The organism is Mycoplasma anseris ATCC 49234 (genome assembly GCF_000702805.1).
GTDB lineage: Bacteria > Bacillota_I > Bacilli_A > Mycoplasmatales > Metamycoplasmataceae > Metamycoplasma > Metamycoplasma anseris.
On the sequence record NZ_JNJX01000002.1, the window covers coordinates 40,977 to 66,672 of the forward strand.

The 25,696-nt window shown below is 25.9% G+C and carries 24 protein-coding genes; 11 read left to right on the forward strand and 13 right to left on the reverse strand.

Annotated elements, in window-relative coordinates; all coding sequences use genetic code 4:
* Window positions 1-62: 62 nt before the first annotated feature.
* From yidC to rpmH, 3 genes are read right to left on the reverse strand one after another with little or no spacing between them, the layout of a single operon-like run.
* Window positions 63-2,075, reverse strand: coding sequence for a membrane protein insertase YidC (yidC, locus tag T401_RS06450; protein WP_033178592.1), 2,013 nt, complete (start codon window positions 2,073-2,075; stop codon window positions 63-65).
* Window positions 2,062-2,391 carry a ribonuclease P protein component gene (gene rnpA, locus T401_RS0100770; protein WP_033178623.1) on the reverse strand — a complete coding sequence of 110 codons (330 nt, stop codon included), beginning with the start codon at window positions 2,389-2,391 and terminating at the stop codon, window positions 2,062-2,064. Before rnpA ends, yidC begins: the two co-directional genes overlap by 14 nt.
* 34 nt (window positions 2,392-2,425) lie before the next feature.
* On the reverse strand, window positions 2,426-2,572 hold the full coding sequence (gene rpmH / locus T401_RS0100775; RefSeq protein WP_033178593.1) for a 50S ribosomal protein L34: 147 nt from the start codon (window positions 2,570-2,572) through the stop codon (window positions 2,426-2,428).
* A gap of 340 nt (window positions 2,573-2,912) precedes the next feature.
* On the opposite strand from rpmH, the gene dnaA reads away from it, so the two are divergent.
* The 4 genes from dnaA (at window position 2,913) to rpmB (ending at window position 5,839) form a co-directional block, all read left to right on the forward strand.
* Complete coding sequence (gene dnaA / locus T401_RS0100780) at window positions 2,913-4,250, forward strand: chromosomal replication initiator protein DnaA (RefSeq protein WP_033178594.1); 1,338 nt, start codon at window positions 2,913-2,915, stop codon at window positions 4,248-4,250.
* Window positions 4,251-4,258: 8 nt separating this feature from the next.
* A complete protein-coding gene (dnaN, locus tag T401_RS06455; protein WP_033178595.1) occupies window positions 4,259-5,356 on the forward strand; it encodes a DNA polymerase III subunit beta in 1,098 nt (365 codons plus the stop codon).
* Between the two features lie 2 nt (window positions 5,357-5,358).
* Window positions 5,359-5,574: an RNA-binding S4 domain-containing protein gene (locus T401_RS0100790; RefSeq protein WP_033178596.1), complete on the forward strand. Its 216-nt coding sequence runs from the start codon at window positions 5,359-5,361 to the stop codon at window positions 5,572-5,574.
* A 67-nt stretch (window positions 5,575-5,641) separates the two neighbouring features.
* Window positions 5,642-5,839 (forward strand): 50S ribosomal protein L28, encoded by a 198-nt coding sequence (rpmB, locus tag T401_RS0100795; RefSeq protein ID WP_033178597.1) that lies wholly within the window; start codon window positions 5,642-5,644, stop codon window positions 5,837-5,839.
* 110 nt (window positions 5,840-5,949) lie between these two features.
* On the opposite strand, the gene T401_RS0100800 is transcribed toward rpmB, so the two are convergent.
* The 4 genes from T401_RS0100800 to T401_RS0100815 all read right to left on the reverse strand — a co-directional run bounded on the left by T401_RS0100800 (window position 5,950) and on the right by T401_RS0100815 (window position 11,292).
* On the reverse strand, window positions 5,950-6,609 hold the full coding sequence (locus tag T401_RS0100800) for a LemA family protein (RefSeq protein ID WP_033178598.1): 660 nt from the start codon (window positions 6,607-6,609) through the stop codon (window positions 5,950-5,952).
* A gap of 14 nt (window positions 6,610-6,623) precedes the next feature.
* Window positions 6,624-8,453 (reverse strand): hypothetical protein, encoded by a 1,830-nt coding sequence (locus T401_RS06460; protein WP_033178599.1) that lies wholly within the window; start codon window positions 8,451-8,453, stop codon window positions 6,624-6,626.
* Between the two features lie 94 nt (window positions 8,454-8,547).
* Window positions 8,548-9,921: a M17 family metallopeptidase gene (locus T401_RS0100810; RefSeq protein ID WP_033178600.1), complete on the reverse strand. Its 1,374-nt coding sequence runs from the start codon at window positions 9,919-9,921 to the stop codon at window positions 8,548-8,550.
* Between the two features lie 9 nt (window positions 9,922-9,930).
* Complete coding sequence (locus T401_RS0100815) at window positions 9,931-11,292, reverse strand: M17 family metallopeptidase (protein WP_033178601.1); 1,362 nt, start codon at window positions 11,290-11,292, stop codon at window positions 9,931-9,933.
* Window positions 11,293-11,412: 120 nt separating this feature from the next.
* Between T401_RS0100815 and T401_RS0100820 the strand changes: the two genes are divergently transcribed.
* From T401_RS0100820 to T401_RS0100840, 5 genes are all read left to right on the forward strand, one after another.
* Window positions 11,413-12,102 (forward strand): 5'-methylthioadenosine/S-adenosylhomocysteine nucleosidase family protein, encoded by a 690-nt coding sequence (locus T401_RS0100820; protein ID WP_033178602.1) that lies wholly within the window; start codon window positions 11,413-11,415, stop codon window positions 12,100-12,102.
* Window positions 12,102-12,863, forward strand: a complete 762-nt coding sequence (locus T401_RS0100825; protein ID WP_033178603.1) for a TatD family hydrolase — start codon at window positions 12,102-12,104, stop codon at window positions 12,861-12,863. Before T401_RS0100820 ends, T401_RS0100825 begins: the two co-directional genes overlap by 1 nt.
* The gene (rsmA, locus tag T401_RS0100830; RefSeq protein WP_033178604.1) at window positions 12,863-13,633 is read left to right on the forward strand and encodes a 16S rRNA (adenine(1518)-N(6)/adenine(1519)-N(6))-dimethyltransferase RsmA; all 771 of its coding nucleotides are present in this window, start codon (window positions 12,863-12,865) and stop codon (window positions 13,631-13,633) included. The genes T401_RS0100825 and rsmA overlap by 1 nt, the downstream gene beginning before the upstream one ends.
* Window positions 13,626-14,090, forward strand: a complete 465-nt coding sequence (locus T401_RS0100835; protein WP_033178605.1) for a hypothetical protein — start codon at window positions 13,626-13,628, stop codon at window positions 14,088-14,090. The genes rsmA and T401_RS0100835 overlap by 8 nt, the downstream gene beginning before the upstream one ends.
* Before the next feature lie 176 nt (window positions 14,091-14,266).
* Window positions 14,267-15,031, forward strand: a complete 765-nt coding sequence (locus tag T401_RS0100840; RefSeq protein WP_033178606.1) for a coiled-coil domain-containing protein — start codon at window positions 14,267-14,269, stop codon at window positions 15,029-15,031.
* 45 nt (window positions 15,032-15,076) lie between these two features.
* Here the strand turns inward: T401_RS0100840 and T401_RS0100845 are convergent, their stop codons facing one another.
* From T401_RS0100845 to T401_RS0100870, 6 genes are all read right to left on the reverse strand, one after another.
* Entirely contained in the window at window positions 15,077-15,976 is a 900-nt protein-coding gene (locus tag T401_RS0100845; RefSeq protein WP_033178607.1) for a hypothetical protein, read from the reverse strand.
* Window positions 15,977-15,978: 2 nt separating this feature from the next.
* Window positions 15,979-17,457, reverse strand: coding sequence for a protein kinase family protein (locus T401_RS06465; protein ID WP_052169636.1), 1,479 nt, complete (start codon window positions 17,455-17,457; stop codon window positions 15,979-15,981).
* Window positions 17,458-17,492: 35 nt separating this feature from the next.
* The gene (locus T401_RS06470) at window positions 17,493-18,272 is read right to left on the reverse strand and encodes a phosphotransferase (RefSeq protein ID WP_052169639.1); all 780 of its coding nucleotides are present in this window, start codon (window positions 18,270-18,272) and stop codon (window positions 17,493-17,495) included.
* A complete protein-coding gene (gene gyrB, locus T401_RS0100860) occupies window positions 18,250-20,193 on the reverse strand; it encodes a DNA topoisomerase (ATP-hydrolyzing) subunit B (protein ID WP_033178608.1) in 1,944 nt (647 codons plus the stop codon). The genes T401_RS06470 and gyrB overlap by 23 nt, the downstream gene beginning before the upstream one ends.
* Before the next feature lie 115 nt (window positions 20,194-20,308).
* Window positions 20,309-21,487, reverse strand: a complete 1,179-nt coding sequence (locus tag T401_RS06475) for a hypothetical protein (RefSeq protein WP_156935655.1) — start codon at window positions 21,485-21,487, stop codon at window positions 20,309-20,311.
* Window position 21,488: 1 nt separating this feature from the next.
* A complete protein-coding gene (locus tag T401_RS0100870) occupies window positions 21,489-23,141 on the reverse strand; it encodes a ribonuclease J (protein ID WP_033178609.1) in 1,653 nt (550 codons plus the stop codon).
* Window positions 23,142-23,307: 166 nt separating this feature from the next.
* Here T401_RS0100870 and T401_RS0100875 point away from each other — a divergent pair, with 166 nt between their 5' ends.
* Both T401_RS0100875 and pepF read left to right on the forward strand, forming a co-directional pair.
* Window positions 23,308-23,823, forward strand: a complete 516-nt coding sequence (locus T401_RS0100875; RefSeq protein ID WP_033178627.1) for an adenine phosphoribosyltransferase — start codon at window positions 23,308-23,310, stop codon at window positions 23,821-23,823.
* A complete protein-coding gene (gene pepF, locus T401_RS06480; protein ID WP_033178610.1) occupies window positions 23,823-25,652 on the forward strand; it encodes an oligoendopeptidase F in 1,830 nt (609 codons plus the stop codon). Before T401_RS0100875 ends, pepF begins: the two co-directional genes overlap by 1 nt.
* Window positions 25,653-25,696: the final 44 nt, after the last annotated feature.

Below are 25,696 nucleotides of genomic sequence, written 5' to 3' on the forward strand. Positions count from 1 at the left end.
AATATATTTTAATATATTTTTGTGAATATAAAAAAACCGAATAATTCGGTTTTCAAATTTTATTATTTTAAGAATCTTGGTTCAATTTTCTTTTTAAAGAAGTTTGATCTTTGGAAGTAATGAACGAATAGCGTTTGACCAATTGTTCAAATTCCACTAATAATTCAATAAATTTGCAATCCAGCACTAAATAATACCCCAAAGAAAATAAACACTAACGAAATAATATTACTTTTTCTATTTTCTTTTTTCATTGCTTGTTTTTGATAAGCATCCATCCGTAATGCTTTATTTTTCTTTATCGCCAAAATCTTAGGCAGATATTGTGCTAATGCTTGGATACCACAAGCGAAAATAATTAACGGTAAATAAATATATTCTTTTCCTTGGATTACCCTACTAATTGAAGAAGCTGATAATTGAATCCCATATCAATCAGCTGATTTAATATCTGGAGAAGCAGAAATAATTCTAAATACAACAATTAAGATTGGGAAAGTAATTAACATAGTGACAAATTGGCCAAATGGAGAAATCTTTGCTTTTTTATACATATCTGAAATTTCCATTTGTTTTCTTTGTTGCATTTTCTTATCGTCTTTATAATCAGCATATTTTGCTTCAATTTTTGCTTTTTGTTTATTTAATTCTTCCATTTTTGATTGTCTGAATAATGACTTAAATGAAATGAAGAAGGTGATTAAACGAACTAAAATAACTGTTATTATTAATGCTAAAATTATTGATCAACCAGTTGTTCCTAGTCCATAGAATATTGCATGCATAAATTGGTAAATAGGATATACAAACATTCCATAAAATGGCCCTTGTTTTCAATAATCGCCATATGAAACAATTGGTTTTTGAGGAATGATTTCTTGATCTTTAATAAAACCTTTTAGGCTGTTGTCTGAATAATAATTACCTAAAGATGAAATTTTAGTCATTTGATATAATTCACCATCTTTGTAAGTCTTAGAAGTTGAAGCAATATTAAATAGATTATTATAGTTCATAATCATACGGCTAAGACTAAAAACAAAATTATTATAATCAGTGCCTAAAATAGCATCTTTTGGAATATTAACAGTTACTTTGCCATCAGGCGAAACAACTTTGTAATCGTCTGAACTCTTAATACCTTTATCATCATTAATATCAGCACTTATTTTGGTTTTTAAATCAGCAATAAATGCATCAATCTTTTCTAAGACATTGGCTCCAGTATATGGTTTTAGAATATCATTAATTCTATAGGTATTGTTTTCTTCTCATTTCTTTAGAGTTTCATTTATTAATATTTGATAAACATCTCTAGCAAATAAGTCTTTTAAATCATAGCCAGCAACTAAATCTTTGGCAACATAATTAACATTAACAGCTTTAATTCTATTATTTAAAGTTCTTGTTTCAGAATTATCCTCATTGGTTGCTTGAAAGAATTCAATACTTGGCATAGCAATATAACTAAATTCTGTAACTGGTTTGTAAACAGTTGTTGCATGATTTCCATCTTTATCACCAAGGTTGAAAAAGACATAATCGGTGCCATTATTATATACATAGCCTTTATCAGTAGCTCTTGAATCATTAACATTTACTTCAGTTTTTGTTGTCTCATTATTTGAATTGGTTGTTGTTTTATCAGCAACAAGTTGTAAAGCAAAACTTCCACCATTGTAATTTAAATAATTTCCTTTGGCTTCTTCATTTAATGATTTTAATTTTTCAATGGTTTCTGGTGAATCTTTACCTAAAAATGTATTTGTTCTAATGTTTTTGTTGTCGTTATTTGATGAAAAAGTATTAGTAGTTTCATCATATTTCAATGTGTAAACATTAGGTGATAATTGGGTATCTTTTACATATAATTCATAACCAGCACCAACTTTGTTACTAGTCTTGATTGTAAAAGATTGAACACACCCAACCAAACCAACAGTAGCAAAAATTACAATAAGAACGATCTTCAATCATTTTCAAACTTTTAATCAAACACTTTTAGGGGTTTTTTCAGCTTCATATTTGGTTGCTTTAAAATCATTATAGTGAATTGATTTTTTATTTTTTGCCATCCGCTATCCTTTCATAAAGTTTAAATACTTCTTTTTTCTTATGATCAAATTCTAAATCAAGAAAACTCTTTCTAGCTATGATCACAGTTTCATAGTTAATTTTATTTATATCAATTTCTCTTAAAATTGCTCTAATTTGGTTTTTATAATGATTTCTATATACGGCGTTTGCAAATTGTTTTGGGATTGAAATACCGACTTTAAAATGCTCATTTTTTTTGAAATAAATAATCAAATGCTTTGAGACAACTTGGTTGCGAGATTTTAAAATTTCTTGGAACTCTCAATTTTTCTTAACAATATTTATTTTTTGCATTTCTATATAATAAAAATAAAAAAGTCGCATCAAACTATTTTGAGTCTGATACTGTTAATCTTTGTCTTCCTTTAGCACGTCTAGCAGCTAAAACTTTTCTACCATTTTTGGTTGACATTCTAGCCATAAATCCATGAACTTTAATGTGTTTACGTTTTTTAGGTTGATATGTTCTTTTCATACTTACTCCTTTTTACTATTTTTGCTATAAATAAAATAACTTAATGTATTTTACCAAAAAATAATTTTAATTGAATTAAATTTATATGCTTAATTACAAAAGTACAATACGCTTAGTTTAAAAAAGGTAAAAATATTTAAGCAAAAAAGAATCTATTTTTCAAAGTTATTAACATTGTAATTTATATTGATTAAATATTAACAATTTCAATAAAAAATATTCTTATAATGATATTTTTTTAAAAAATCATTGTTAATAATAATGTTAATAAAGTTAGTTTATTAACTATTTTTTGATAATAATGTAATGAGAAATTAATTATTTAAATATAATTAACAACATGGAAGAAGAACAAATAGAATTATATACCCTTAATAAGGCGTATCACGAAGATGTCAGAAATAACATAGATGAATTTACATATAGTAGTTTTTTTTCATTAACAAATGTTGTTCACAAGGAAAATAAAACCATTTACATTGAGGTTCACCCTGTTGTTTATAACTTTGTAAAACAAGATTATTTTAGTTTTATTGAAAGGACAATTAAAAATATTACTGATAACTCATATAGTATTGTTTTAATTAATAACAAAGAACAAATTACCAAATTAAATGTAAAAACGACTATTACAACTAAAGAAAACAATGTGAAAAAAGATTTAACTTTTGCAAATTATGCTGTAGGGAGATTCAATTCTTTAGCTTTAAAAGCTGCTAAAACAATTTATGAAAGCGATAAAGTAGAATTTTCACCCCTTTTTATTTATGCGTCTAGTGGTTTGGGTAAAACACATTTATTGCATGCAATTGGAAATGAATTTATTAAGAAAAATAAATCTTGTTTATATATAAATCCTGATGTTTTAACAAGAAGATTAGTTGAGAATTTAAAAAACAAAAACCAAGAAGAAATCAATAAAATTGTCGATGAATTAACAGCTTATGATTGTTTAATGTTTGATGATGTACAACAATATGGCAACAAAGAAAGTACCTTGATTGTTTTGTTTAACATTATTAATACAATGATTAACAATAATAAGCAAATCATTATTAGTGCTGATAAAAAACCAGAAGAATTAGGCGGATTTGAAGAACGATTTATAACAAGATTTAGCGGAGGGCTTACAATCCAAATTTCAAGGCCTGATATAAATGATGTGATTGATATTTTAAACTTTAAATTAAAAGAAAATAATATTAATCCTGAGCTTTGAGAAGAAGAAAGTTTGAAATTTATTGCTCGAAATTTTTCAAATTCTATTCGAAACTTAGAAGGAGCAATTAATAGAATTAAATTGTTTAGCCAAGGAGATGATTATTTTACTTATGACTTAACTACAATGAAAATGATCTTTAAAAATGTGAGTCAAGTAAAAGATAATATTACCCCTGAACGAATTATTGAAGTAGTTGCCAAATATTATAAGATCGATAAGAAAAAAATTACTGCCAATACAAGAAAAGAAGATATTGTGATTGCAAGAAGAATTTCAATGTGATTAATTAAGAACAATTTTGATTACTCTTTACAAAATATTGGCAAAATGTTTGGCAATCAATCACATAGCACTGTTATTGTTTCTTTAAATTGAATTGATAGTAATATTCAAAGCAATTCATCATTAAAATTAGCAATTGAAAAAATTAAAGAAAATTTAAATAGGATCTTATAGGAGTTTTTATGGAAATTAAAATTAATAAATTATTATTAGATAATGCCATCGAAAGGGTCAATCGAGCAATTGATCCTAATCCATTTTTACCAATTATGAAAGGAATTTTAATTGAAGCAGAAGATAATCAAATTACTTTAATTGGTTCAAATGGAGAATTAAGCATTAAACATGTTATTAAGGTTAGTGCTGATGCTGAAATTATTACCCCAGGAAAAGCTGTGGTTGAACTAAGTATTTTTAGAAATATAATTAAAAAATTAGATAATGATTTAAGTATTTCTTCTGATGATAAGACTATGTTAATTGCCACTGATTATGATCGTTATACTTTAAATTTGTATCAAACTTCTGAATTTCCCGAAATCGATTTTTCTATTTTTGGAGATACTTTAAAAATTAGCTGAGATGAACTTAAAAAAATGACTCGAAATGTGTTGTTTGCTGCATCTAATAATGAAATTAATTTAGTATTATGCTGTGTTAATATTTCATGTTCAAACAATGTATTAAAATTTATAGCAACTGATCGTTATAGATTTGCTCAAGAAACAAAACAAGTTGAAAATTTAAATGATTTTAATGTTTCAATTGTTGCTAAAAACTTAAAAGATATTTTTACATTTGATTTTAATGGTGAAGTTACTTTATTTATTTCAAGATACAAAGTTGCCTTTGAATTAGAAGGTACAATTATTCAAACCAAAGTTATTGATCAAGTTTATCAAGATGTATCAAGAGTAATTCCAAAGGAATTTGCAACAAAGCTTGTGATTGAAAAAAGAGAATTAAGTAATTTATTGAATAAAGCGAGTGTCATTACTTCAGAAAGTTATAACAAAATGAGATTACACGTTGATCATGATACTTTAATTTTTTCTTCAACAAGAGATGAAATTGCTAATGCTGAAATTAAGACAAAGAATTTCCAATATAATGAAGATGAATTAAAATTATCTATTAACTCTAAATATTTAAAAGATGCTATTTCAGTATTTGATGATATTATTAACTTAAACATTACTAAAGATAAATTAAGAATCGTGGTAACAAGTGATTCTAATCCAAATAACTTACAATTATTTACCCCAAATAAAGGATTTTAATTATGGAAATTGAAATTTATGGTGAGTTTATTAAATTAAGTCAATTTCTTAAAAAAATTGATTTAACTTCAACTGGGGGAATGACAAAATTCTTTATTAAAGCGCATATCATTAAAATTAATGGGAAAATTGCTGAGGGTAGAAATACTAAGATTAAAATTGGTGATACCGTTTGAATTGATGATAACGTGTATAAAATTGTTGCTAAAAAAGATTAGATTTGTAAACAAAAAAAATAAAAATATTGTAGAATATTAAGTATAAAATTTAAAACAGGAGAGTAATATGCCAGGTAGAGATCAATTAACAGGTCAAAAATCACTAAGCGGAAACAAAAGATCACATGCTTTGAATACTTCAAAAAGAACATTTGATCTAAACCTTCAAAAAGTTACTGTTTTACAAGAAAACGGAACTAAGAAAACAGTTCGTGTTACCGCAAAAACAGCAAGAACCTTAAAAAAATATGGTTTAGTTGCTTAATAAAAAATTATTAAAAAACTTCAAGTGAGCTTGAGGTTTTTTATTAACTAAGGAAAATAATAAAAAAGTTCCTTTAAGAGGAACTCTTTTTTTAAATAAGATTTAAATAATTATTTTGATAATCTTGAAGTATCAACATCAGCCATTTCTTCTTTTGTTGCTTTAAATAAAGGTTGATTATAAATTCCTAATTTTTCAGCCACAATAACAGTATAGAAAGTGTAGATTTCACGGTTAAATGAAGTTGCTTTGTAATTGTAATTTCTAATGGTTGCATAAATTTCTTCTTCTTGCATAACAATTTCTGAAGAGAATTGTAGATACATAGTATCAGCTTTTAATTCTGGATATCTTTCGATTTGAACATTAATTGCTCTAGTTGCTTCTGCTAAATTATTATTAAATTCATTTAAGTCTTTATCAGCATTAGCTTCACTAATTTTTGAACGATATTTAGTTACTTGTTCTAAAGTTTCTTTTTCATGTTTTGCATAACCTTCTAAAGAATCCATCATTTTTAATAAAATTGCTCTTCTTTTCTTTTGAGCAGCTTGAATTAATGAGGAAGCTTCTTGAATTTCATTCATTCTTCTTAGTAATTCATTTTTCTTTGGAAAATGAGTTGCAAAGAAATATATTCCCAAAGTAATAATACTTAAAAAAATGTATAAAGCTTTTTCACCTTTTGTGGCTTTTGCTTCTTTAATTGAATTGTCTACTTCTGGTTGAAAACCTTCATTGTTATCAGTTTTACGGGTATCAAATAACATAATTCCTTCCTTTTTTAGAATCTATTATTAATTTCAGATTCAATAAAATTATATAAATAAGTTGCGATTTGTATAAAAACATTGTAATTTTCTAAATCACTTTTTCTAGTCTCGGAATAATTTGTTCTTGAATTAAAGAATAAATATACTCCAGTATCATCAATTACAGCATATACATTACCTAAAGTCAAAAATTGTTGAATCTCGCGGATATTATTTAATTTTTCTAATCCTTCATAAATTTTTGGAATTATTCAATTAGATTTTTTTAAGTCAGCCATACTTGTATATACTAATTGTTTTTTACTAAAAATGGCACCAGTATTACCGACAATATCTTCAGGATCAATTAAATTCTTCAAATGCAATACATATTTTTCTTCAGAAATTGGATAATATCTTTTATAAGGCACCGGGACTTGTCCTGAATAATCAACTTGTTCTTCAAAGTAATATGATTTATTTTGAATTACATATAAATCAACATTGCTATTAATAGGATAAATTTTATTTAATTCAAATCAACTTAATTTATCCATATTCTTGTGATTGATATCAAAGAACATTCTTTCATAAATACGATTTAAAATTATGAAATGAATAGACTTGGTTGTATCAACTTTTTCTTGGTCTTTATAAGTGGCAATAAATGAATTAGCATTTGTTTCATAGTTTTCAATAGCTAAATTCTTTTGTAAATAAACCTTAGAAATATTTAAAATTGTTGTTACTAATGAAGAATAAATTTGATTATACATATAATCAGCTATTTGGTTAAAAGTTATTCTTGGGTTATTATTAGTTAAAGATAGAATATGAAAAGGAATATAGGTATCATTTGTTAAATAATTATTACTTAAAATAAGACTACCTAAAAGCTTAGAAATTTTTGATTCCTTTAATTTGTTTTCGGTGATATAACTTTTATAATCAAGAAATCTTTGTTGAGTTGAAGTACTAAAATAATTAATAAATTCAATTTCTTTGTTATATCTAAATCAATATGATTTACAAAATTCTTCATTTTCTAAAACATATTCACCGCGTTTTTTCATTTTAGCAATTTGTCTTGAAGTTAAAGCATCAGTTTCTTCGAAATTCAAGCCTGGTAAATAATTAGTCGGAATAACATTGAATCCAGCATATTCAATAAAAGGGGTTGGTTCATCATGAACAGAAGTAACAACATAAGATTCACCTTTGGAATTATAACGAGTTTCACTTGCTGAAGTTCTTATATTTTGAATATATTGATAAACTAAAACTAAGTCATAAAAAACTGAATTTCGGATATCATATTTTGAAATCGAAGCAATTCCTTTAACGTCTTTATTAAAAAGATTGATGGCCGTTTCAATTTCTTGATATTTGTAATTTTTAATTTCATTAACGTTAAAGCGTTTTCAAATCGCTGCTTTAATATCGTTTTCACTATGATTAGCGAAAATACTTAATAAATGATTGTTTTTTTGGTCAATCATACTATTTTGTTCATTTAAATAGTTAGATTCAATTTCTCGATATTTTTTAAGAATACGATTATTTTTTACTAAAAATGACATGAAAAACAAACCAATAATTAAAACTGAAAAAATAATAATAAATACATTGGCAGTTGTTCTTGCCCCAACCTTATGTGCTTTTCTTTCTTGCGCTAAATGCTGATCAATATTTGTAATCTTTTGTTCTAAAGCAATCATTTCATCGAATTGTTCACGAGAAGGGTTAATCAATTCTTGATTCACAAATTCTTTATAGACATTAAAAAGATTGGCTAATATTGGTTTAGTAAAGTTATTAATTGGGTTTTCTACAAGTTTATTTAAGTCAATTCTTTTTTCCATTTTTCCTCACTTTAATACTATTTTACAATTATTTAAGTTAGTTCTAACTTAAATATTAAAAAACTGCCAAATTAATTTAGCAGTTTCGTTTTTTTTAGTTTAAGGCTAATTGAATTAAGGTTTTTACCATGGCAAACATTGGTTTTTCATCAATATCATTGGTTCCGGCAATATCGCAGTGAATAAATTCAACTTCATTGGTAAATTCTTTTAAGAACATGGCTGCTGAACAAGAACCAGCTAAACCAGATAAATCAGTGTTTTTCAAATCGGCAACAACTGAATTTTTGATATTAACAGCATAATCATCATCAAAAGGCATTCTTCATACTAATTCATGTTGCATATCAGCAGCTTTTTTAAGTTCTTTTCAAGCTGTTTCGCTTGTTGCTCAAATTCCAGTGTAAGTGCTTCCTAAAGCTGAAACCATTGCCCCAGTTAAAGTAGCAACGTCAATTAATCTAGTTGCTTCTAAAACGGTTGCTCCATAATAAAGTCCATCAGCCATAACTAATCTACCTTCAGCGTCAGTGTTGTTAATTTCAACAGTTTTTCCTGACATTGAGGTTCATACAGAATCAGGTAATGAGGCATCACCATTAATTCTATTATCAGTAATACACATAATTGCTGAAACATTCTTTTTAGGTTCTAATTGAGCAATTGCTTTCATAGTTGCCGCAACAATGGCTGAACCTGACATATCATATTTCATACCTAACATATATCTTGAAGGTTTTAATGAATAACCACCTGAATCGAAAGTAATTCCTTTTCCAATCATAACGGTTTTTTCATTAGTAGTAGGATCACCATTATATTCAATTACCACCACTCTTGGTTCATAAACTGAACCACGGTTAACTGATAATAATAAACCCATTCCTAATTTTTCAATATCTCTTCTTTTTAAAACCTTAACTTTTAAATTTTGATATTGTTTAAAATCCTTAACAATATAATCAGCTAGTTGTTCAGAATTTAAGTCATTAGGGGCTGTTACTCCTAAATTTCTTGCAAAGTTTTGGGCTTCAATTAAGATTAAGGCCTTTTTAAATACTTCAATTACTTCTTCTGATGGTTTTTCAATTAATAAAGTAATCTGACTAGAATTTACTTTCTTTGTAAATGTTTTTTTGTTATATAAGTTTGCATTAGTGAAGTTTAAACCTTTAACAAAAGCATCAACCACACCCTTGATACATAGTTTTGGGCCTACAAATGAAGCTAATTCAATTTGATAATTTCTTGGTGTTTGATTTGGTAAATTAACTGCTAAATCATAAAGAGTTTCATAATCTAAATCGGCTTTTTTGCCTAAATATATATAAGCTAAATTATCTTTTAAATATTCAGTAATTGCACCTTGTTTTTTTACTAAATGTTCAGGTAGTTGGTCTTCTTCAAAAATTGCTTTTAATAAAACATCATTGTTTCTTTTAAATTCTAATGATTTAATTAATTCCATTTTTTCTCCTTATTTTTGGTTTTTAGCAAATTCAACTAATGTTGAAACTAAAACTCCAAAACCAATTCCTTTAGCATCAGCTGTTCCAGCAACATCACAATGGATATAAGGAACATTATTAGTAAATTCTTTTAAAAACATAGCAGCGGTATTACAGTCAGATAATTCAGTGGTTGAATAATTGTTTAAATCAGCCACTTTACTTAATTTATTTGGTTTATGAAAATCTTCATGTAAAGGCATTCTTCAAACTCTTTCATGTGCAGTTTTAGCAGCACTTTCAAATTGTTCTCAGTTTTTATCACAAGTTGAATAAATTCCTGAATAAGTTTTGCCTAATGCTCTGGTCATAGTTCCAGTTAATGTTGCTACATCAACTAATAAAGAAGCATTTAATTTAGTTGCACCATAAAATAATCCATCGGCTAATACTAATCTGCCTTCAGCATCAGTATCTGTAATTTCTACAGTCTTACCTGACATCGATTTAATAACAGATTCAGGAACTGTGGCATGAGTATCAATTGCATTGTCAGTAAGCATCATTATTGCTGATACATTAACTTTTGCTTTTAATTCAGCCAATGCTTTAACAGCATAAGCACAAATTACTGAACCTGACATATCAAATTTCATGCCATCCATGTGATATCCCTTAGTGTTATATCCACCAGTATCAAAACAAATTCCTTTTCCTACATAAACATATTTTTCTTTACTTTCTGGGTTTCCGTTGTATTCAACAATAACACATCTTGGTTCATATGAACTTCCAGAGTTAACAGCTAATAGCAAGTTCATTTGTTCTTTCTCAATTTCTTTTCTTTTTAAAACCGTTACTTTTAAAGCGGGATTTTGTGAAAATTCTTCTTCAATTTTGGCTGCAATTTTTTCACTAGTTGCAATATTAGGAGGAGTAATTTGTAAATCTCTTGCTCCTTTAATAGCATTAGCAAGAATTACATATTCTTCAGCAAATAAATGGTATTTTTCATCTGCTAAATATAATGAAATAGTATTTTTTTCTTCCTTTTTAGAAGCTGTTTTCATACTAAAAATTTCTTCATTATGAAATGCTTCTTGTAAAATAAATGCTCTTAAAACTTCTTCAACGCTTAAAAAGAAACTAGCAAATGATAAAATATCAATTTGGTAATTTCTTCTTTGTGAAAGAATAATACTATCTACAACTTTTAAAAAACTATAGTAGTTTTTAACATCTTTTGAAATATAAATATAAGCTTCGTTTTTATCAAAATATTCAGTTATATGATTAGCGGTTTTGGCAACAGTTGTACAACAATCTTGGCCCTCAAAAACAGCTTTTAATAACATATCTTGATTACGTTTTGTGTCGTATTTTAATATCATATTTTCCTTTCATTTTACTTTTAAATACTATTAAAATAGTATGCTTATAATTATAAAACATAATAAATAAAATAAACTTAATATATTTACTTTAAAATTTAATTAGCCAAAGGAGAGATAATGCTGTTATTTATTTTTGCAGAAAAACAAGAATCTGAATTTATTTTAAGTCATGTTGAAATTAAAAAAGAATACCTATTTAATTCACAATTTAAAGAATTTCAAAATGTTTTATTATGTAAAAAAAATGAGCAATTGTTTTATATTGCTCATTGCGGGGTTGGCAAGGTTAATGCAAGTGTATTTTTAACCAAAGTTTTAAATGAATTTAAAAAAATTAATAAGGTTATTAATTTAGGACCAGCTGGGTGTATTCAAAAAGCTGAAATTGGGACTCCTTTTTTAATTGATAAATTATTTTATTATGATGTTGATTTAACTATGTTGCCTAATTATAAATTAGGTCAATTGCCAAACCAGATTTATGAATTTAAAACTAATTCTAAATTGAATGAAATGATTCAAAGAAAACTAAAAACAATTGCTAAAACTAATGCTGTTTCAGCTGATCATTTTGCAACAATTAAAGATTTAGAACTAATAAAAAATAACTTTAATCAAGTTAATATCGTTGATATGGAATCAACTAGTTTGATTCATTGTGCCATTATTAATAATGTTGCTTTAAGCATTATTAAAATAGTAAGTGATTGTCTATCTTTTTCTAATCCTAACGATTATCAGCAAAACAAAATCATTTGACAAGTCAAGATTCTAGAAATTTTTAATTTATTAATGGAGGAAAAATAATGAAATTTATCGACATTCATACTCATCCATTTAAAGAATATTATGAAAATCCTCATGAAATTGTAAAAGATTGGTATAACCAAAATATGGAAAAAATGTTTCTTGTTGGAACAAATATTGAAGACTCAAAAGAAGTAATTGAATTAGCAAATAAAGAATCATATTTATATCCAATTATTGGTGTTCATCCAACTTTGGCAACCGGCAAAAATGACGCTAAATTATTAGAAGAAATTATGAATGATCAAGTAATTGGGATTGGTGAATTTGGTTTAGATTATCATTATGAAGATTCGCCTTCAAAAGCAATTCAAAAAGAATCCATGTTAGCCCAATTAAGATTGGCAAAGAAGCATCAAATTGTAGCAATGTTACATATTAGAGATGCTTTAGAAGATGCTTTTGAAATAGTTAGCCAAAAAGAATTTAGGGATTTAAAAATTGTTATGCATTCTTTTAGTGGAGATGCCCAATTAGTAAAAAGATATTTAGAATTTCCTAATATTTATTTTTCAATCTCAGGAGTAGTTACTTTTAAAAATGGTAAATCTACTCAAGAAGCTGTTAAAGCAATTCCAATTGATCGTTTATTTTGTGAAACCGATACCCCTTATTTAGCACCAATGCCAATGCGAGGTAAACCAAATATAAGTCCTTATATTGAATATACCTATAAATATATTGCCGGATTAAAAAATATGTCTTTAAATGCTTTTGTAGAACAAATTAAAAAAAATGTTAAGAAAGTGTTTGGTGTGTAATGAAAATCAGAGCAAAAAAATGTTTTGGGCAAAACTTTTTAAATAACAAAAGTGTTATTTTAAACATCATAAAAGTAGCAGATATTGAAAATAAAAATGTAATTGAAATTGGACCAGGGCATGGGGCATTAACTTTTGAATTATTAAATAAAATTAAAACCTTAAAGGCGTTTGAAATTGATAACGAGCTTTATAATGAATTGACAAATAAAATTAAACAAGAAAATGTTGTTATTAAAAACCAAGATTTTTTAGAATATGATTTCAATGAAGAACAAAACGTTGTTGTTATTGGAAACATCCCTTATAACATCACTAGTGATATTCTTTTTCATTTAATTAAATATAATCATAAAATTAAAAAAGCAACTTTGATGGTGCAAAAAGAAGTAGCTGAAAGAATCATTGCCAAACCAAGCACTAAAGCATATTCAAAATTAACTTTATCAATGAATTTTGTTGCTGATTGTCAATTAGCTTTTTATGTAAAAGCTAATAATTTTAATCCCAAACCCAAGGTTGATTCAGCTATTATAACTTTAGATTTTTATAAAAAATTAGAGTTAGAAAAAAATGAATTTTTAAATTTTATTAAATTGTTGTTTCAATTTAAAAGAAAAACGTTGGTCAATAACTTAAAAAATATATATAATCCAGAAAAAATTATTAAAGCTTTAGAAATTCTTGGTTTTGATGAAAAAATAAGAAGTGAATCTTTATCATTAGAAGATACCAAAAACCTTTATATTTTATTAAACCAATATGAATAATATTTATCATTGAATTGGCAAAATTGTTGAAGAATCTCAATATATTCAACACAATATAGCTCTTATTATTTGTTATCATTCAATCAATCAAAAAATAAAATCAAAGGTTTTAAAAGAAAACGAATTAGTTGAAATCTCAAAAAAAGCTTGAATTTTGAATAAAGAAATGTCATTAATGACAATGGGGCAAGTTATAAAATCATGCCAAGATTCAAATGCTTTTGATTCAAAAGAGATACAACTACTTTATAAATTCTTAAAGATTCGAAATGAAGTTGTTCATAAGTTTTTTATTGCTAATAACAAGTTTTTCAATGATGCAAAAAACATTGAAAAGCTATTGAAAATTCTTTCTTCAACTTTGGCTGAATTTAAATTAACTAATGAAAAATTTGTTGAAAAAGTCAATAGTGAAAAGGCATTTTATAAGAAATATTTTTCAAGAGGAGACCATTAATTTCTAATGATCTTTTTTATTTACCATTATATTAATTAAATTCAACATTTTTTAATAACATATAAGTTTAATTTTTTTGTTAATTTTAAAGAATATAACAAGTTTTTTTAATTAATATATTCATTTTTGTATAATATTCATGAAAATTATAATTTTACAATTCGAAAGGAAAATATATGGCTGAAAAGAAGCAAAAGAAGGACCGTAAAGGTTTATACATTTTCTTAGGAGCTATTGGTGGAACAGCTGCTGTTGCTACTATTGCTGCAGTTAGTGCATTTGCTGCCAAAAAATATTTAGTTGAAAAACCAGCTGAAAAGAAAACAGAAACAATTGATGAATGAATGAAAGACTATATTGCTAAAAATGAACTTCGTCAAGCTGCTATTGAAAAATTAGAAAGTGAAATTGCTGAATTATCAAAAACCGAAGAAGACAAAAAAACAAACAAGGCTGAAATTGATAAAAAAACATCAACAATTAACAATATCAAAGATGATATCGAATATACAAATACCTATATTCGTAAAGCATATGAAAAGTACTATGACGAAACCAGCAAGGAAATTGTTCCTGAAAAATCAGTTATAGAAAATAGTGCTAAACAACTTAAAGATGATGATAAAGTGGCTAAAGAAAATGCTGATCACCTAGAAGCAATTGAAAAAGCTAAAGAACTTGTTGAAAAATATACAGCTTTAAATGAAGGCAAAGAAGAAAAAGACAAACTATATGTTGAATTAGTTAAAACTTTAAAAGCTTCAGTTGAAGCTGCAAAAGATGAAAAAGATTCAACAGAAGTAAAAACCAAATTATCAACAGATTTAAAAGCTTTAGAAGATGCTATTAAAGCTGATGAAGAAAAAGCTGCTAAAACTGCTGAAGCAGAAAGAGAAAAAGACATCAACACAATCATCACTGATGCTACTCCAAAAGCTTAATAAGCTATATATAAAAAAATAGCCATTAATAATGTGGCTATTTTTTTATTTTTCATATTGAAACTCAATAATATTTTCAAAATGACAATCGACAATGTTTTTATTTACTTCATCAACATTTATATAAGCAGAAATGATGGATTTAGTAATTTTAAAATCTAAGATGTCTTTAATATCAGGATTTTTTTCAGCATATTCCCTAGCATTTTCAATTGTCTTTTTAAAAAAAGTTCTAATAGCAATTTCTCCTTTTAAATCACTATAATAATATTGATTGTCGTTTTCAATAACAATTGTAAAAAAAGTTTTAAATAAATCTAATTGCTTTAATAAATTTAAAGATACAACTGGTTCTTTATCAATATTATTATTTGTGTTTTCGGATTTTTGATAATCCTTTAAGAAATTCAAAATATCAAATGAAAAAATAAGATTTTTTTGATTAGAAGTAATTGTTGTTAACGAATCAATTTTGTTTTCTGGTTTTTGAATCCATTCATTAAAATGAATCTTAATTTTATTTGTTTTATCATTAATAAAAAGTGGTTCTAAGCTAAACGAAACAAGTGGTAATTGACCCTTTTTAAAAGACTTCTGAGTAGTCAATTTATTTTTAAAACCTTGATTAAAAAAACTAGCAATATTTTTTTGTTCTTGTTCGCTAATAAAAGTGGTTTTATTAGTATCTGGAGTTTCATTTGGTTTTATTACTAAAGGTTTGGTTTCTAATTTTAAATCTAAAAAATCATCCAAAGTATTTTTAGCATGTAAACGTTTTTGCTTAAAAACTAAAGGAACAACAATTAAAGCTAAAAAGCATGTACTTAAACCACCAAAAACTAAGGAGGTTAATAAAACATTCTTTTTGTTTTTCTTTGGTTTTTGAGTATTATTTTGAACTTCTTGTTCTTGATTTAGTTGCTTTAAATCCTTTTGTTCTTCCATTTTTAACCTCGATTGTTATAAATTTCTTTAATCTTTTTAATATTAATTCCTGTTTGAGTATAATCTCCATCTAAAACTTTATTGTATAAATAGGCAGCAAAATAAGCAATAATCCGGTATTTATAAAAATCTTTAGGTTCAAACATATCATAGCTTCTTCAAAACACTTGTTCTAAGTATTTAGAAGCATTAATATGCTCAAACAAAATTGCGATATCAATAAAGCGATTACTATAATAAGCCCTTGATCAATTAATAATGTATATATTAATGTTATTTGTAAAATATATGTTATTTAAATTCAAATAATTATGACAATTTGCATCAGGTTTTACATTCTTAATTCAACTAAATATATCATCTAGTAATTCTTGATTATTTTCAAAATCTGAATTTAATTCATCTTTAGGAATTTGGTTAAAATAATAATCGATTTTTTCTTTTAAAATGAATTTTGGAAACTTGGCATCTGAATCATGTAAGTTTCTTAAGGCTCTTGCTAAAACTTTCATTTGTCGACTATTAATCATGGTTGTTGGACTACAATTTAATCATCGTCAAATAATACGATCTCTATCTTCATATACACAACAAGGAACAAAGTAAAATTTTTCAATCTCTTTAATTTCTAATTGATTGTCAAACTGATTGTAATATTTTTGGGCAATAAAGCGATTAGAGATTGAATAATCTCGGTTTTCTCATTCTAATAAAGAATCAGATATCTTATTTTCAGGAGTTTTAATTTTAGCATAAACATTGTTATAAGTGGCCTTGCTAAAAGTTTTTAATAAATATAAATAATCATCAAATTTTTCTTCTTTTAATTTAAAGAAATCAATAATTTTTTGTTTATCGATACCTAAAAATAAATGTAAAGAAACAGGATCAACATATCTTGAATTATAAGAAGCAAATTCAAAATCAATTAATTTAATAAAACCGTATTTATTAATTAAGACATTATGTCTTTTTAAATTATTATGAGTTATTACTAATTTTTCATCTTTATATTTTGCTAAAATTTGGTGATATTTTGGATCATTAATTTTATAAGCATTTCAATCAAACTTGTTAATATCGGCACTCAATTTTTGGAAACTCATTATACAATTGAAAACTGAATTAATAATTTTATCATTAATTTCTAATTTAAATAAATCTTGTCCTGGGAATCATTTTTTGATAATTAATCCATCTTGAACAAATAAATAATCTTTAAATTGAGCCACCAATTTTTTTTCAGAATCATAATTAATATCAACAATATTTTTAGGAATTCTAATTTGGACTCAGATATCTTTGTATTTACCAATATAAGTATGATTATGAAAACCTTCTCTAAAAAATTTAATTTGTTTCAATTCATCAGAAACTTTTTTACCAAAGGTTTCTTTTACTTTTTTGATTACTTCAGGAATTTCGAAGTTTAATTGAGTTTTCAAAACTCAATGTGCTTTAATGTCATTGTTTTTTTTCATATAATAACTCACTTTTAATAAAAATTCTAATTCGCCTATTTAGTATAAAGTTGGTCATATAAAGCAATATATTTTTCAACTTTTTCTTGAAATAAAGTGTCATCAAAAACATCTATTTCATGTTTTTTGTTTCATAAAACAAATAAGGCATTTACGATTATTTTATGAGCTAATAAATATTTAGGCTCAAAATCATCGCCATAAGCTTCAAGAAAGGTTTTTTCCTGAGCTGAAGTTAAATTACTTCCTTCAATGAAGTAAGCTAAATCAAAATGAACATCTCCCATTGAAGCATATTCTCAATCGACAAAATAAATTTCGTCTTTTGTTTCAATCATGTTAAATAATCATAAATCATTATGTACAGGGGCACTATTATCAATATTTTTTAAAAATAAATTGATTTTTTTATAATGTTTATCTAATATTGGAATCTTTTTATTTAATGCCTTTATTTGTTGACGATATATTTTAAATCTTCTAGCAACTTGATTTTCTTTTGGAAAAGGTAATTTGGAATTATGCAAAGTAATTAAGTTCTTTGCGATTTTTTTTAATTGGCTATCAGTTGGATTTACATTTTCTGAAAGAGTCTTACCATTAATTCATAAAGTTACTAATTCTTGTTGGTTATCAATAACTGTTTTTGGTGAAAAAGCTAATTTGTTTAAAATAAAATAATCAATCTTATGATTAAATTCATCATAATTTTTCTTCTTGACAAAGAAATTGTTTTGCTCGTCTTTATAAGTTTTATTGGTATAACCTTGATTTTTTAAAAATACAAGGTCTTTAGAAATCAATGTTTGAGGCATATTTTGCGTTTTCTTGAATAAAATCATGACGAGGTTCAATTTCTTCACCCATTAAAGTTGCAAATACAGTATCACAGCTAGCAATGTCATCAATTTGTACTTGTAGCATTTTTCTTGTATTTGGATCCATTGTTGTTTCTCAAAGTTGTTCAGGATCCATTTCTCCCAGCCCTTTGTATCTTTGAATATTGATATTTTTTTTGTCTTCTAATTTAGCTAAAATTTCTTCTTTTTGAGCATCATTATAAGCATATTCAACATTCTTTCCACTAGTAATTTTATATAAAGGAGGTTGCGCTATATAAACAAAACCATATTCAATTAATGGACGTAATTTTCTGTAGAAAAAGGTTAATAATAAAGTTGTAATATGAGCACCATCAACATCAGCATCAGTCATAATAACAATTTTGTGATATCTTAATTTATTTATATTAAATTCATCAGCAATGCCAGTACCTAAGGCATGGATTAAGGTGGCTATTTCTTTATTTGCTAATACTGTTCTAAAATCATTTTTTTCAGCATTGATGACTTTTCCTCTTAAAGGTAAAATAGCTTGAGTGGCACGATCTCTACCCATTTTAGCAGAACCGCCAGCAGAATTACCTTCGACAATAAATAATTCTCTTAATTCGGCATTTTTAGTTGAACAATCGGCTAATTTGCCAGGTAAATTACCTAATTCTAGTCCATCTTTTTTTCTTGAGGCTTCTCTTGCTGCAATTCCAGCTAATCTAGTTCTTTGAGCTGCTAAACATTTTTCAATGATTGCTTTGGCATGATCTGGGTTTTCGATCATAAATCTTTCTAAAGTTTCAGAAAGCACTTTATTAGTTGCAATTCTGGCATCTTTATTTTCTAATTTTCCTTTGGTTTGACCTTCGAAAATTGGATCAGTATGTTTGATGGAAATAATGGCTACTAAACCTTCTTTAACATCTTCACGGCTAATTTTTTCATTAGCATTTTTAAATAATTTATTTTCTTCAGCATAATTGTTATAAATTCTAGTTAATGAATCATAAAAACCTTGTTCGTGTGTTCCACCTTCTGAAGTTTGAATGTTGTTTGCATAAGAAACGATATTAGAACTATAACTTTCATTATATTGTAAAGCCACTTCAACCATTACGTCTTCAGCATTTTCTTGTTTATCTTTAAAAGTTCCTTCAGCATAAATAACGTTGGGAATAATCAATTTTTTACCTTTATTTAATTCGTTTACATAATCAATAATTCCGCCTTCAAAATAAAAGTTTCTCTTGACATTTTTATTTAAATCTTCACAAGTAATTCTTAGACCTTTGTTTAAATAAGCAATTTGCTTTGCATGATCAACAATTGTTCCAAAATCAAAATCAACTTTTTCCATAACTAAATAATCTGGATGAAATTTAATTCTTGTTCCAGTATCATTTACATCAACTGCACCAATGACTTCTAAGGGTTTTATCGGATGGCCACCATTAATAAATTCTTGATAATGTAGTTTGCCATCTCTTTTTACTCAAACTTCAAAATGATCACTTAATGCATTAACAACTGAAGCTCCGACCCCATGTAATCCACCACTAACTTTGTAATTAGAACTATCAAATTTACCGCCGGCATGTAAAACAGTTAAAATTGTTTCAACAGCTGATTTTTTGGTTGATGGGTGAATATCAACTGGCATTCCTCTTCCATCATCAACAACCTCAATAATATTATTTGGGTGTAATTTAATATCAATGGTAGTAGCAAAACCTGCCATCGCTTCATCAACAGAGTTATCAACAATTTCTCAAATTAAGTGATGTAGTCCCCTAAACCCAATTGAGCCAATATACATTCCTGGTCTTTTTCTAACAGCTTCTAAACCTTCTAGAACTTGAATATTACTAGCACCATATTTATTTATTTCATCTTGTTTGCTCATATTTGCTCCTTTTTTGCTAATAAATGTTTATATTATACCAAAAATACTATGTATTTTGGTAAGGTCAAAAAAAGACAAAAAAACTAGCGATTTTTATTAAAATCACTAGTATCAATTAAAACATTTTGTCTTTATCTTCAATTAAAGAATAACGTTTATTTTTAGTCTCATTTTTTGGCTGTGGTTTTTCTTGATCAAGATTATTAAAGAAGTATTCTTGTTCTTCTAAAGGAATTGGTTTTTCAAATTCTTTAGATTTTTCTAAGTATTCTTCCATTTCTTTTGCATCCACATGTTTTGAAACATATTCATCAATAACACTGGTTTTCTCAATCACTCCAGTTTGTTCTAATTCATTAGATATTTCTAAAGTATCATCAAATGGGTCTAAGTCAAATTCCACTTCTTCTAAATTTAAATTGTTTGTGTTAGTTAAATTGTTTTGTGCTTCAGAAATTTGTTCTGGTTTGTTGCTAATAATATCAACTACATCATTTTCAATCGTAATTTGGTCTAATTCTGAAAGATCGTGTTTTTGTTCTTGCAATTTATTATTATCAATAATTCGATCATTATTATTAATTAAATTGTTATCAAGTAAGTTCTTAGAATGATTAAGTTGTACACTTGTTTTATTTTTAATTTTTCTTAATTCCTTGGCTTTTTCTCTTTTAGCTTTATTTAAACTTAATAATGAAAATCTTTGATCGCTAATAAAGAAAAATGAAATAGAAAGAAATAACAATAAGATTGAAATAATAAAAGCAATTACTTGTCCACTTTTAGCACCAAATAAACTAAAAATTGAATAAAAGAAGATTCCAATCACTCCGGTTGAATATTTATATGGCAAATAAACATCATTGTCTTGCTTAAATTGATTAAATCAAGCGCCAAAAACATTTTTAAATGACTCACCAGTATTAAATTTCAAATGGAAGCTGCTTACAACCATGATTGTTGTGCCAAGCAATAAGACACAAAAACCTAAAAAGGCTAATCTAGATAAACTAAAATGAAAAATTTTATAGCTATAAGTTTTTTTCAAATTAAATAATTTTCAAATTGAAAAAAGCATTGCTAATAAGTAAAAAATTGAAGAATAAGCTCCAAAAAGAACATTAATTGTATATGAATGAATTGTTGTTAATCATTTAACATTAATAAAAGAAATAATTGTTAAAAAAGTAATCAACATTAAAATGAAAGTTCAAATGATTTTGGCATCTTTACTTACAAAATAAAGCTTTTCCTTTTTTTGTTTCTTTTGTTTAATTAAATTCGCTTCAGTCATTTTAAATTTCATATAAAGTAATAACAACTAATGGTTCTTTTTCAATTAATTTATAAATCTTTCTTTTAATTGATTTTCTTAATCTTTCTTGAATGTCCTTTAAATCAATTTCATGCGGTTTTTTATCGTCAAATTCTTTTTTAAATAGGTCTTCAACTACTTTATAAACCACTTCTTTGTTGTCCTTAGTAATCAAACCATAGGAATTAACTTGTAATTCATTAATACGTTTTTTCTTTTTATAATCAATCAAAGTAGAAATTGCTAACACTCCATCCCGAGCTAGATTTTCTCTTTCTTTAATTACTTCGTGAGATATATCGCCAATTCCAAATCCATCAATAATTACATCCCCAACATTTCTTAAAGTATGTTTTTGACTGACTAATTCTCAATTATTAAATTCAGCCACTTTTCCATTTTGTAAAACTAGACAGTTGTTTTGATTCATTCCAGCTTCTCTTGCTATTTTTGAAGCAACAACTAAATAACGATAAAGTCCTTGAATAGGAATAAAATATTTTGGTTTTAATGCCTTAATAAAATCATAAATATCTTGGCTAGCTGGATTACATGCATAATATTGGTCTGATCCTAATTCAATTAAATTAGAAGTATGTCTTGCAATTTCATCTAAAGTTAAAGCATAATTAACTTCTAATCCATTTACTGGAGGAGCAATAAAAATAACAGCATCAGTCGGTTTTAATTTTAAATAAATATCATTATTTGAAGCAATACGAATAAATCTTAAATAAAGTCTTTCAATTGCCCCAGTTACTAAAATAACAGCATTGTCAACGTCATTAGCGGCTCGATAATCAATAAATTCTGGTCATTGCAAGGTTTGATCAATTTTACTTACTAAATTTATTAATTGTGAATAAGTTCTTCCATAAGTTATAACAGGCCTTTTATATCTTTTGGCTAGAATTAAAACTTCATGAGCAGTGATCATATCTTCATCATAAAGACCAACAATAATTCTTTGATTTTCAGGAGTTTCTTTAAATTTGTATTCAATTTTACGAGATACTCATAATTTTTCAATTGATTTACCTGGATAATTAGAACGATTTGAATCCATAATTAACATTTTTAATTCTTTATTATTCAAAATATTTTTAATTTTTGCTAAATCAGTTTTACCATAAGGACCTAAATCCCCATCAACAAAATTACTTAAAAATAAGATATTGCCATCATCTACTTCAAAATTAAAACCAAGTTGCCCAGGCATTGCTCCGGCAATACTAAAAGGAGTAATGGTTACATCATTAAATTTTTGGGGACGATTAATAACATTAACATCATATTCATTATGTTCAATGCTATATTTAGAAATCCGATCAATTAAAACTATTTTATTAAAAGTTGAAGTATAAATTTTTAATCCTTTTATTTGCATTAAAATTCAAGGAATTGCTGAAAAACTTTTATTTTGAACATCTGTTAAAAATAACCCAACAATATCTTTTTGACGTTTAATTAAATAGTCATAATTACAAATTAATGTATCAATCCCATTGTGAGAATTGATTGGTACTTTAGTTCCTGAGTTAATAATAAAAAGTTTGCCATTAATTTCTAAAACATAGGCATTTTTGCCATTTTCATCAAGTCCACCTAATGCGAAAAAGTTAATTTTGTTCATGTTATCCTCCTTTTTTCATTATTAAATTAAATTGTGCATGAAATTTTATATTAGTATTTTATATGATTTTTTTAATTAAATAAATTAATATCAAAAAAGTTATCTTAATTTTCTTAAATTTTTATTGTTTATTTTGCGAAAATTAAATTTAACTTATAATTTAACTATGAATTTAAAAGAATATATAAGAACTGTTGATGATTTTCCTAAAAAAGGCATCAAATTTAAAGATATTTCACTATTATTGGCTAATGGTGAAGCATTACATTATACAATTGAAAAAATCGCTGAATATGCTAAAGAAGCAGACATTATTGTAGGACCAGATGCTAGGGGTTTCTTATTTGGTACTCCAGTAGCTGCTAAATTAAAAAAACCTTTTATAATGGTAAGAAAAGCTGGAAAACTTCCTGGTGAAGTAATCAGTTGTGATTATGGTTTAGAATATGGAAGAAACGTCTTAGAAATCCAAAAAAATATTGTCAAAAGAGGACAAAAAGCTGTGATCGTGGATGACGTTTTAGCAACTGGTGGAACTTTAGAAGCAATCATTAAATTGCTAGAAGAACAAGGTGTTGAAGTTTTAAGAATTGTTGTTTTAATGGAAATTAATGGGTTTAATGCTCGCGCTAGATTAAACACTGATGTGAAAAGTTTAATTTTAATTAATGAGGATGAGTAATGAAAAAATACAATTCATATTTAGAAATTGAAGAACAATATCGTTTTGATTTAGAAGACATTTTGGAAAATAAATCTTACCAAGAATGAGAAGATCAATATTTTTTAATTTTCAAACAATTAATTGAAATAAAAGATAAAAAATATGAAGATTTGGATTTATTTTTAAAAGGAATAAAATTAACTGAACAATTAATTATTATTGGAAACAAGCTTCAAAACTACTTAGAAAATAACATTAATGTTAACCTTTCTAACACTAAATTTATTGAATTAAGAACTCGTTTCGAAACTAAAAACAATGAATATGAAATTGAAATGGGGAATGAGATTAATCGAATTGCAAAACACCGTAAAACGATTGAAAAATGAATTAATTTAAACGAATTAAAAAATGTTAAAAAGGATTTATTAGCAACTTTAGAAGTTTTGGATCATAAATTGGGCGACGAAGTTGAAGAATATATTAATAAAACCTCAATGGCACAACCCGATTTAGAAGAAATCTTTACTATTTTGACTGATAGTGAAACTGATTATGGCTATGCAATTTCAAAATCTAACAAAAAATTCAAAATTACTGAAGCAACTAGAATGAGTTTAATGAAAAGCAAGGATGAAAAAATAAGAAAATCCACTTTCATTAATTATGCAAATGCTTTTTATAAAAGAAAAGAAACATTGTCAAAATTACTATACCAACATTTTAAAAGAATCTCCGTTTTAGCTTTAAATAGAGGCTATCAATCAAGTATGGATTCAATTCTAAGCGAAGATAAAATTGATAAAAAATTATTAGATACAATCTATAACTCAATTCAAAAAAATATGGGAATTTTTAAAAAGTTTGCCACGGCTAGAAAAAGATTTTTTGAAAAGAAATTCAACAAAAAAATGCAGCTATGAGACCAATCTCTAGACTTAGTTAATGTTAAAAATAAATATAGCGTGGAAGAAGCAAAAGAAATTTTATTAAAAATTACTGAGATTATGCCTTTTGAGTATCATGATGTTGTAAAAAAAGCTTTGGATGAAAAATGAGTTGATTTTATGCATTGTCCTAATAAAATAAGTGGTGCTTATTCAATTGGAAATTCTTATGGTTTAAATAAAAAATATATCTTAATGAATTTTGATTATACTTTTGAATCAGTTAATACTTTATGTCATGAAATGGGTCATTCTTTACACAGTTATTTTTCTGATAAAACACAACCTTTGCAAAGAAGTGGTTATCCAATCTTTTTAGCTGAAATTGCTTCAATTTTTAATGAATTATTATTAAATGATTATTTAATTTCTAAAGCAAAAACTGAAAAAGAACAATTTTATTTATTAGAAAGAAGTATTTTTGATTTTATTGGTACTGTTATTAAACAAGCTGAATGATCAAATTATGAATATGACCTTTACAATCTAATTGACCAAGACGAACCTTTAAATTCATTTGATGCTTTAGAAAAGCTATATGTGAATAATAGTAATAAATACAAATTTAATAATACTAATAAAATTGGAAATAAACACAATATTTATTCAGTAATTGTACCTCATTTCTATTATCACTTCTATGTTTATAAATATGCTTTAGGATATATTGTGGCAAATGTTTTTTTCCAAAGATATAAAAAAGAAGGGAAATCAGCTTTAGAAAATTATGTTTTAAATTTTTTATCTGCTGGTGATCGTGATTGACCTGCAATTATTTTAAAAGAAGCAGGAATTGATATTTATAATGAAAACATTTATAATGAAGCTTTTAAAATCATTGAGGAAAAAATTAATAAATATATTAAATTAGGTAAAAGAATCTTCAAAATTACAAAATAATGATAATTTTTAGCACTCTTTTGATTAAAGTGCTAAAATTTATT